Below are 9,037 nucleotides of genomic sequence, written 5' to 3'. Positions count from 1 at the left end.
GGTTGGGGGGTGGGGGAGGGGGGAGAAGGGGCTAGATATCCCAGTCGAGGTTTTCGGGCAACTTTTTCGGCGAGCGGATACGCAGCTGCTTTTGCCTGGAGGTGTCGCCCCGCTCCAGGATCACGCTGTTTTTAGGGACCCCGAAAAGCTTGGCCAGATAGGCGATGAGATGTTCATTCGCCTGGCCTTCGACGGGCGGGGCCGTGAGCCGGACTTTCAGACAATCGCCAATTACCCCTGCCAAGGCATTGTTGCTGGCGCGTGGCTGGACCCGTACCTGAAGTATGAGGTCCGATCCATCCCGGCGGAACCAGCTCATGTAACCGCCAGATCCCATGGTATCGGGCCGCCTTCACTGAAATCCTTCACCTCGGGCACTGGTCGCTAGCGCAGTAGATGCGCCAGGGCAAGCTGCAAAAGCTGCAATGCCACAAGCACCACGATCGGGGACAGATCCAGTCCGCCGACCGGCGGAATCAACCGGCGGGCGGGGCGCATCAGCGGTTCCGTGAGACTCACCAGCAGATCTCCAGCGGGGTTTTGGCGCACGCCATAGGGCATGAACCAGCTGAGGATCACGCGCGCCAGGATGGCATAGAAAAAGATATTGATTGTCAGCCGCAAAAGATCCACCACCGCTGCGATGATTACCGGCAGCGGCTCGAGGGCATAGCCGCCGAGCGAGAAGATGAGAAATACCTCCAAGCCCTTGAGCGCCACCAGCAGCACCAGCGAGGCTACATCGATACCGTACATCCCCGGTATGACGCGGCGCAGGGGTTTCAGCAGCGGGTTGGTGAGCGCCACAAGGAACTGGGATATTGGATTGTAGAAATCAGCGCGCACGAGCTGGAACAGGAAACGCAGCAGGACTGCCAGAATATAGAGACCGAAAACAACCTCGATGATGAGAGCGGCGGCCTCGGTGAAAAACGTGGTCATGCGCCCTTCCCAAACATGTCGGCGATGGCGCGCGCCCGGTCACCGGCCGCTTGCATGGCGTTTTTGAACAGACGCCGCAGGCCGCCTTCTTCCAGGACTTTCACCGCCTGTTCGGTCGTGCCACCGGGCGAAGTGACACGGCGGCGCAATTGCGCGGGTTCCTCGTGACCTTCCAGCGCCATCTTGGCGGCGCCGAAGGCGGTCTCGAGCGTGAGCAATCTCGCCTGTTTCGGATCGAGACCCGATTCGATGGCTGCCTGTTCGAGCGCTTCCATGACGAGAAAGAAATACGCCGGTCCGCTGCCGGACAGGGCGGTCACCACGTCCATCAGGTATTCATCCTCAAGCCAGACCGTGACGCCCACGGCGCGCAAGATGGATTCAGCCTGACTGCGCATGTCTTCGTTGACGCGATCGTTGGCGTACAGGCCCGAGGCGCCGCTGCCGATCAAGGCGGCGGTATTGGGCATGGCCCGAACAATGGCGAGTCCGCCACCGAGCCAGCGGTCGATATCCTCGATGCGTACGCCGGCGGCGATGGTGATGACGAGCGGTTTTTTCTTCTGTACTGTGGGTGCCAGGGGTTTGGTCACATCCGCGAGAATCTGTGGTTTTACCGCGAGCACGAGGAGATCGGCGCGAGCCGCGACTTCGCTGTTGTCGGCGAAGGCCTTGACGCCGAGAACGGTTTCAATCGCCAGGCGCTGGGCCGGTTCGGGGTCAGAGAGGATGATTTTGTCTTTCTTCCAGCCGTTTTTCAGCAGTCCCCCTGTCAGGCTGCGCGCCATGTTGCCGGCGCCGATGAAACCAACCAGGGGATGAGTCGTATTCGTGGAATGGATGGTCATGGCCGGCGAAGTTTAAAGCGCCGTTCCGGCGAACGGAAGTCAAAATCCCGCCTGCACAGGCGTAGAAAGACAGAATTTACCGACCGGCGGGCCGACAACCGTTTGCAGGACGGGCGGAAATAGACTAGAAATTAATGCAAGGGCCGAATTTATAACGTTTTTAATCATCCGCGGCCCCCGGAGAACCTGAATGGATATCGCCGAGCTACTGGCGTTTGCCTTTAAACAGAACGCCTCGGACCTGCACTTGTCATCCGGTTTGCCCCCGCTGATCCGCGTGGACGGCGACATTAAGCGCATTAACGTGGATCCCCTGGACGATCGTACCGTCCACAACATGATCTATGACATCATGTCGGACAAGCAGCAGAAGGACTTCGAGGAGTTTCTTGAAACCGATTTTTCCTTCGAGCTGCCCAACATCGCGCGCTTCCGCGTCAATGCCTTCAATCAGAACCGTGGCCCGGCCGCGGTGTTCCGAACCATTCCCTCGAAGGTGCTGACGCTGGAACAGTTGAACGCGCCGCCGGTGTTCAAACAGATTGCCGATCAACCGCGCGGTTTGGTGCTGGTTACCGGTCCGACCGGTTCGGGAAAGTCCACGACGCTGGCGGCTATGGTCAATCATGTCAATGAAACAGAACACGCGCATATTCTTACCATCGAGGACCCGATCGAATTCGTACATACCAGCAAGAACTGCCTGATCAATCAGCGCGAAATCGGCAAGGACACCTTGGGATTCAACAATGCGTTGCGCTCCGCCCTGCGCGAGGATCCCGACGTTATTCTCGTGGGTGAAATGCGCGATCTGGAGACGATCCGGCTGGCGTTGACCGGCGCCGAGACGGGCCACCTGGTATTCGGAACCTTGCATACGAGCTCCGCGGCCAAGACCATCGATCGTATCATCGACGTGTTCCCGGCGGCCGAGAAGGATATGGTGCGTGCGATGCTTTCCGAATCGTTGCGTGCCGTGATTTCGCAAACCCTGCTCAAGAAAATCGGCGGCGGGCGTGTCGCGGCGCACGAGATCATGATTGGCACGCCGGCGATTCGTAACCTGATTCGTGAAAACAAGGTGGCGCAAATGTATTCGTCCATCCAGACCGGCCAGAACGTCGGCATGCAGACGCTGGATCAGTGCCTGCAGGATATGGTGCGCACGCGCCAGATCCACGTGGACGACGCCCGCACCGTGGCCGCGAACAAAGACGTGTTTACTGCGGCGGCCGTGACGGCGGCCGGGAGCAGAACCAAATGAATTTCATCGATCTCCTCAAGCTCATGCATCACAAGAAGGCCTCCGACCTGTTCATCACGGCCGGGGTCCCACCTTCCATCAAGGTCGATGGCAAGATCATGCCGGTGACAAAGCAGGCGTTGACGCCCGAGCAGTCGCGCGCGTTCGCCTATGGCATCATGAATGAGGATCAGCGCCGGCAGTTCGAGGCGCACAACGAGTGCAACTTTGCGATATCCCCGCAAGAGATTGGCCGGTTTCGTGTGAATGTGTTTATGCAGCAACAGCGCGTCGGTATGGTGCTGCGCACGATCAATACCGATATCCCGCGTTTTGACGACCTGCATCTGCCCAAGGTGCTGGCGGATCTGGCGCTGACCAAACGCGGCCTGATCCTGTTCGTCGGCGGTACCGGTTCGGGCAAATCCACCTCGCTGGCGGCGATGATCGGTTATCGCAATGAGTACAGTTACGGTCATATCCTCACCATCGAAGACCCGGTGGAATTCGTGCACGACCACAAGAACTGTATCGTCAATCAGCGCGAAGTCGGGGTCGACACCGCGTCGTACGAGGTGGCGCTCAAAAACGCCATGCGCCAGGCGCCGGACGTGATCCTGATCGGGGAAATCCGCTCGCGCGAGACCATGGACCTCGCGATCCAGTTTTCGGAAACCGGCCACTTGTGTTTGTCCACACTGCACGCGAACAACGCCAACCAAGCACTCGACCGCATCATCAACTTCTTTCCCGAGGAAAAGCGCAACCAGCTGCTGATGGATCTGGCGCTCAACCTGAAGGGCATTGTTTCGCAGCGTTTGATTCCGATGAAGAGCGGCAAGGGGCGTGTGCCGGCAGTGGAGGTCATGATCAATTCACCGCTGGTCGCCGATCTGATCATGGAAGGCAAGATTCCGGAGATCAAGGATCTCATGGGCAAGTCCACCGAGGCCGGCATGCAGACCTTCGACCAGTCGCTGTTCAGTCTGTATGAGGCCGATCTCGTCTCCTACGACGATGCGCTGCGCAATGCCGATTCGGTCAATGACGTGAGACTCCGTATCAAGCTCGAAGGCAAGGATTCGAAGAGCCGCGAGCTCGGCGAGTCTATGCGTAACGTGACCTTCAAATAAAACACCGTCATCCGCCTGGCTGGGGCGAGAGTTCATCGGGCAGCGCGATTAAAACAAAAAGCCCCTTATGGGGCTTTTTGTTTTGCGATGCGGATCTTCGGGCTAAAGTTCGAACACGGTTTTGCCGCCAATGAGCGTGTGCGTCACGCGTCCGCGGAATTCCCGACCCAGGAAAGGCGTGTTGTGACCACGGGAAACGATATTGTCTTCCGTCAGCACCCATCGCGCTTCGGGGTCGAAGATGCAGACATCCGCCGTGGCGCCGATGCCGAGATGCCCTGTATCCACCCCGATTATTTCTGCGGGTTTATGCGTCAGCAGTGCGACCGCTTCATTCAACGTCAGCAGTTTTTCGTCCACCAGCTTGAGCGTCAGCGGTAACAAGGTTTCCAGGCCCGAGATACCCGGTTCTGACTGGGCAAAGGGAGCCAGCTTGGCGTCTGGTTCGTGCGGCTGGTGATCAGAGCAGATGGCGCTGATGACGCCGGTTTTCAGGGCCTTGCGTAATCCCTTGCGATCGTGCGTGCCGCGCAGCGGCGGGCGCACATGGCACAGGGTATTGAAGTCGCCGACATCGTACTCGGTCAGGTGCAGATGATGCGCCGTGACATCGGCGCTGACGGGCAGACCATTTTTTCGTGCTTCGGCCACCATGACCACGGCGCGTGCGCTCGACAGGCCACAGAAGTGCGCCCGGCAGCCGGTCTGTTCGACCAGCGCCAGATCGCGCGCAACGCCCACGGTTTCGGCCGCCTCCGGTATGCCCGGAAGCCCCAAGCGTGTACCGATCTCGCCTTCATGCATGCAGCCGCCATTGCGTAGCCACGGATCTTCGGAATGCAGGAACACCGTGAGATCGAGGGTCGCGGCGTACTCCATGGCGCGGCGCATCACGAGTGTGTCGGTGATGGGCGCTAGCGCGTTGGTAAACCCGACACAGCCGGCCTCATCGAGCGCTTCCATGTCGGTAAGCCGTTTGCCTTCCAGGTCCTGTGTCAACGCCCCCAATGGATGGATGAAAGTCAGTTCGAAGCGCCAGGCGCGTGACTGGATCATCTGCGCCATCGCCGGAGTGTCGATCACCGGGTGGGTGTCGGGCGGACAGCAAAGCGTGGTGATGCCGGCGGTGACCGCGGCATGCACCTCGGATTCAATCGTGGCCTTGTGCTCGAGGCCCGGTTCGCGCAGGCGCGCGCGCAAATCCACGAGGCCCGGACAGACGATCTTGCCGCGCGCGTCGATCGTTTTTTTCGCCTTGAATCCCGGTGGCGCCTTGCCGACACCGATGACAAAACCGTTGTCATCGATGAAGAGATCTTTCTGGCCGTCCACGCCGTTGGCCGGGTCGATCAGGTGCCCGCTCTTGATTACCAGGCCCATGTCAGCGTCTCCCCCCCGCAGGTTCGGCCGATCCGCCCATGATCAGCGACATCACCGCCATGCGCACGGCGATGCCGTAAGTCACCTGTGGCAGGATCACGGACTGTGGACCGTCGGCCACGGCCGAATCGATTTCCAGACCGCGGTTCATCGGGCCGGGATGCATGACGATGGCATTTTTTGCCGCCAACGCCAGTTTCGCCGGCGTAAGTCCGTACAGATTAAAGTATTCCTGTTCACTGGGAATAAGCGCCCCCTGCATGCGTTCGCGTTGCAAGCGCAGCATCATGACCACATCCACCCCGTCGAGACCTTCTTCCATACGGGTGTACGGGTGTACCCCGAGTTTCTCGACTGCCTTGGGCAGCAGGGTTTTCGGGGCGACCACGCGCAGCTCCGCCACGCCCAGCGCCTTCAGAGCTTGAATCTGGGAGCGTGCCACGCGCGAGTGCAGTATGTCGCCGACGATGGCCACTTTGAGTTTTTCGAACGCGCCCTTGTGTCGGCGGATGGTGAACACGTCGAGCAGGCCTTGCGTGGGGTGCGCGTGGCGGCCGTCGCCGGCATTGATGATGTGCACGTGCGACGGGACATGACGCGCGATCATGTGTGCCGCGCCGGATTCGGCGTGCCGCACCACGAAGAGATCGGTGTGCATCGCCTCGAGATTGCGAATGGTATCGAGCAGGGTCTCGCCCTTGCTGGTACTCGAGACGCCGACATTCAGATTGATCACGTCCGCCGACAGCCGCTTGGCGGCGATCTCGAAGGTGGTGCGCGTGCGGGTGCTGGATTCGAAGAACAGATTGACGACGGTCTTGCCGCGCAGCAGCGGGATCTTTTTGATCTCGCGCTGGCCCACCGAGATGAAGGATTCGGCGGTGTCGAGAATTTCAAGAATGGATTGACGGGAGAGACCTTCAATGGTGAGCAGATGGCGCAACCGGCCGGTGTCATCGAACTGAAGGTTCTGTGTCACCCGTTGGCCTCCTGGATGCGCAGTTCGAGTTTATCCGGCCCGAGCAGCTTGACGTGCTGGTTCTTGCCGAGCTTGACGTGTTCACCTACGACCTGCGGCTCGATGGGCAGTTCGCGCCCGCCGCGCTCGATCAGGCAGGCGAGCATCACGGAAGCCGGCCGGCCGTAGTCGAAGATTTCATTGAGCGCGGCGCGGATGGTGCGTCCGGTGTGCAGCACGTCATCCACCAGGATCAAATGCCGATCCTCCACGTTCACCGGCAGGTGCGAGGTGCGGACCTGCGGGTTCATGCCGATGCGCGTGAAGTCGTCACGGTAGAAAGAGATGTCAAGCGTGCCAAGCGGTTCTTTGAATTCCAGCATTTGATGCAGGCGCTCGGCGACCCATACGCCACCGGTGTGGATGCCGACCATCAGCGGATCGCGCTTGAGCATCGGGCGCAATTGCTCGACCATGCGCGTCATGGCGGCGTCGATGTCGACCGCCACCGTCACGGTGAATCTCCAGGGAGTTCGTTCAGGAAGGCCTGCAGGATAGTCTGGGCCGCCACTTTGTCGAGACGGGATTTGTGGCGCCTCATGGGAACGCCGGCTTCGTTCAGGATATCCCGGGCGACCAGCGTTGAGAGGCGTTCATCCACCATATGTACCGGCAAATTGTAGCGGTCCTTGAGGCGTTGTCCAAACGCCCGGGCGGCGCGGGTCATGGGGTTGTTGCTGCCATCCATATTGAGCGGCAGACCCACCACCAGCGCGTCTGGCTGCCATTCCTCGATTAACTGTGAAATGCGCACCCAGTCCGGGTTTTTGGCGCTTCCGCGCAGGGTCGTCAGGGGCTCGGCCAGGCGCGAGTGGCGGCTCCCGACGGCCACCCCGATGTATTTTTCCCCATAGTCGAAGGCAAGATAGGTCACCGTCGTTTTGCGATGGGACATGGTGGTATCTGACCGATGGGGAAGGGTTTACCGGGTGCGGACCCGGATCTCACGCGTGGCCCGCCTCGCCGGATAGTGTGGTGAGGTCCACGCCCACGAGTTCGGCCGCCGCTTTCCAGCGCTGTTCCGCTGGCAGGTTGAATATGATTTCGCGGCTGGCCGGTCCGGAGAGCCAGGAGTTTTCGGCGATCTCGCGCTCGAGCTGCCCCGCGCCCCAGCCGGCGTAACCGAGGGCCACCATGAATTTTTCCGGGCCACGATTTTCTGCAATCGCCTCGAGGATGTCGCGCGAGGTGGATACGCCGAACCGGTCAGTCACCGACAGCGTGGATTCCCAGTTACCGAGGGGTTCATGCAGCACGAAGCCGCGGTTGTTCTGCACCGGACCGCCAAAATAGACGGCGGTATCGGCGTGGCTCTCCGGGTTCGTCTCGATGCCGAGCTGCTCGAAAATCTCGCCGAGATGCAGGTCCATCCGGCGGTTGATCACCACACCCATCGCGCCCTCTTCAGAATGCTCGCAAATGAGCGTGACGCTGCGCGCGAAATTCGCGTCCGCGAGATTCGGCATCGCGATCAGGAAATGGTTGGCAAGCGAATTCGTGTCTTTCATGAACCACAGTATCCGGCAGTCGGCTGCCAGACTCAAGACACCTAGTTTTCGCTGGTGAGTCCGGATTCGTTGAATTTCCAGGTGCGGGTGATATGCAGTACGTCCAGATCTGCACGAATCTCGGACGGGAATGGCGCAAAAGGCGCGGCGAGTTCGACGATGCGAATGGCGGCATCGTCGAGGATCTGTTGGCCGGAAGAGCGACGGATCGAAATTTCGTTGATGCTGCCGTCGGCATTGAGCGCCACGTCGAGCAACAGGTTGCCTGTCAAATGGCGTCGCTTTGCCTCGCTGGGATAATTGAGGTTGCCGACGCTTTCAACCTTGGCGCGCCAAGCGTCCATGTAGGCGGCGTATTTATATTCCTGCGTGCGGGCGTTCAGAAACTTATGCCGTGGACGTTTCTGGTACTCCTGCCAGGTGCGACTGATCTCGGCGTTCAGGCGCGCGCGTTCCTGAAGCAGTTCTGTCCGCGCCATGAGACCGAGGTTGGGCGGTTGCAACTGCAATTCTTTTTTGTCCGGCTTGGCTTCTTGCGCCTTGATTTTCCGGACGGCGTCCTGGGAAAGTAACGCGGTCATTTCGTGTTCGGACGGCACGCGCTTTTGAGGAACGGATTGGAACGTCGGGAAGTCACGGTTGACCGGACTGATCTCGCGTACCGGCAGTGGATTCTTGGCGATCTCGGGGGTGTCGCTGTCACCACCGCCGTCCTGGTTGGCCTGGGCAAGGAACTCCGGGTCCAGCGTGCTCTTGTCACTCGAGGTTTGTACCAGCGTGATTTCTAGCGTCGGCAATCCTGGCAAGTTACGCAATATGGGTAAAGTAAAGGTGACGCCCAGAATCACGACCATGTGCACCAGGAATGAGCCGAAGACGCTCACCCCGAGACGGTCGTTTTGTGAGAGACCTGAAATTGTTTGGGCCGTCATGCGCGAAATACAATTATCATTCTAATATGTAGC

General features: G+C 59.7%; 11 protein-coding genes. 2 read left to right on the top strand and 9 right to left on the bottom strand.

Annotated elements, in window-relative coordinates; all coding sequences use genetic code 11:
• Nucleotides 1-31 precede the first annotated feature (31 nt).
• The 3 genes from WB402_RS04960 to proC form a co-directional block, all read right to left on the bottom strand.
• Nucleotides 32-319 carry a DUF167 family protein gene (locus tag WB402_RS04960; RefSeq protein WP_424205808.1) on the bottom strand — a complete coding sequence of 96 codons (288 nt, stop codon included), beginning with the start codon at nucleotides 317-319 and terminating at the stop codon, nucleotides 32-34.
• Nucleotides 320-384: 65 nt separating this feature from the next.
• On the bottom strand, nucleotides 385-942 hold the full coding sequence (locus tag WB402_RS04955; RefSeq protein WP_424205807.1) for a YggT family protein: 558 nt from the start codon (nucleotides 940-942) through the stop codon (nucleotides 385-387).
• Nucleotides 939-1,790 carry a pyrroline-5-carboxylate reductase gene (gene proC / locus WB402_RS04950; protein ID WP_424205806.1) on the bottom strand — a complete coding sequence of 284 codons (852 nt, stop codon included), beginning with the start codon at nucleotides 1,788-1,790 and terminating at the stop codon, nucleotides 939-941. The genes WB402_RS04955 and proC overlap by 4 nt, the downstream gene beginning before the upstream one ends.
• A gap of 190 nt (nucleotides 1,791-1,980) precedes the next feature.
• On the opposite strand from proC, the gene WB402_RS04945 reads away from it, so the two are divergent.
• Together WB402_RS04945 and WB402_RS04940 are read left to right on the top strand one after the other, a co-directional pair.
• Nucleotides 1,981-3,054, top strand: a complete 1,074-nt coding sequence (locus WB402_RS04945; RefSeq protein ID WP_424205805.1) for a type IV pilus twitching motility protein PilT — start codon at nucleotides 1,981-1,983, stop codon at nucleotides 3,052-3,054.
• The gene (locus WB402_RS04940; protein WP_424205804.1) at nucleotides 3,051-4,166 is read left to right on the top strand and encodes a PilT/PilU family type 4a pilus ATPase; all 1,116 of its coding nucleotides are present in this window, start codon (nucleotides 3,051-3,053) and stop codon (nucleotides 4,164-4,166) included. Before WB402_RS04945 ends, WB402_RS04940 begins: the two co-directional genes overlap by 4 nt.
• A gap of 102 nt (nucleotides 4,167-4,268) precedes the next feature.
• Here WB402_RS04940 and WB402_RS04935 read toward each other — a convergent pair whose 3' ends face one another.
• The 6 genes from WB402_RS04935 to WB402_RS04910 are packed head-to-tail and all read right to left on the bottom strand — an operon-like array spanning nucleotide 4,269 to nucleotide 9,004.
• A complete protein-coding gene (locus WB402_RS04935; protein WP_424205803.1) occupies nucleotides 4,269-5,546 on the bottom strand; it encodes a dihydroorotase in 1,278 nt (425 codons plus the stop codon).
• A 1-nt stretch (nucleotide 5,547) separates the two neighbouring features.
• Entirely contained in the window at nucleotides 5,548-6,525 is a 978-nt protein-coding gene (locus tag WB402_RS04930) for an aspartate carbamoyltransferase catalytic subunit (protein ID WP_424205802.1), read from the bottom strand.
• Nucleotides 6,522-7,013 (bottom strand): bifunctional pyr operon transcriptional regulator/uracil phosphoribosyltransferase PyrR, encoded by a 492-nt coding sequence (gene pyrR / locus WB402_RS04925; RefSeq protein ID WP_424205809.1) that lies wholly within the window; start codon nucleotides 7,011-7,013, stop codon nucleotides 6,522-6,524. The genes WB402_RS04930 and pyrR overlap by 4 nt, the downstream gene beginning before the upstream one ends.
• A 2-nt stretch (nucleotides 7,014-7,015) precedes the next feature.
• Entirely contained in the window at nucleotides 7,016-7,459 is a 444-nt protein-coding gene (gene ruvX, locus WB402_RS04920) for a Holliday junction resolvase RuvX (RefSeq protein ID WP_424205801.1), read from the bottom strand.
• Between the two features lie 49 nt (nucleotides 7,460-7,508).
• A complete protein-coding gene (locus tag WB402_RS04915; protein WP_424205800.1) occupies nucleotides 7,509-8,072 on the bottom strand; it encodes a YqgE/AlgH family protein in 564 nt (187 codons plus the stop codon).
• Nucleotides 8,073-8,113: 41 nt separating this feature from the next.
• Entirely contained in the window at nucleotides 8,114-9,004 is an 891-nt protein-coding gene (locus WB402_RS04910; RefSeq protein ID WP_424205798.1) for an energy transducer TonB, read from the bottom strand.
• Nucleotides 9,005-9,037: the final 33 nt, after the last annotated feature.

The organism is Sulfuricaulis sp., assembly GCF_049587675.1.
Taxonomy (GTDB): Bacteria; Pseudomonadota; Gammaproteobacteria; order Acidiferrobacterales; family Sulfurifustaceae; genus Sulfuricaulis.
The sequence above is the reverse complement of the archived record's forward strand: the minus strand, read 5'-3'. Positions and strand labels throughout refer to the sequence as shown.

What these genes read in the sequence shown, in the direction of transcription:
- WB402_RS04945 (WP_424205805.1), top strand. Translation starts at nt 1,981, where the DNA reads ATGGATATCGCCGAGCTACTGGCGTTTGCCTTTAAACAGAACGCCTCG.
- WB402_RS04960 (WP_424205808.1), bottom strand. Translation starts at nt 319, where the DNA reads ATGAGCTGGTTCCGCCGGGATGGATCGGACCTCATACTTCAGGTACGG.
- ruvX (WP_424205801.1), bottom strand. Translation starts at nt 7,459, where the DNA reads ATGTCCCATCGCAAAACGACGGTGACCTATCTTGCCTTCGACTATGGG.
- WB402_RS04935 (WP_424205803.1), bottom strand. Translation starts at nt 5,546, where the DNA reads ATGGGCCTGGTAATCAAGAGCGGGCACCTGATCGACCCGGCCAACGGC.
- WB402_RS04955 (WP_424205807.1), bottom strand. Translation starts at nt 942, where the DNA reads ATGACCACGTTTTTCACCGAGGCCGCCGCTCTCATCATCGAGGTTGTT.
- proC (WP_424205806.1), bottom strand. Translation starts at nt 1,790, where the DNA reads ATGACCATCCATTCCACGAATACGACTCATCCCCTGGTTGGTTTCATC.
- WB402_RS04910 (WP_424205798.1), bottom strand. Translation starts at nt 9,004, where the DNA reads ATGACGGCCCAAACAATTTCAGGTCTCTCACAAAACGACCGTCTCGGG.
- WB402_RS04915 (WP_424205800.1), bottom strand. Translation starts at nt 8,072, where the DNA reads ATGAAAGACACGAATTCGCTTGCCAACCATTTCCTGATCGCGATGCCG.
- WB402_RS04940 (WP_424205804.1), top strand. Translation starts at nt 3,051, where the DNA reads ATGAATTTCATCGATCTCCTCAAGCTCATGCATCACAAGAAGGCCTCC.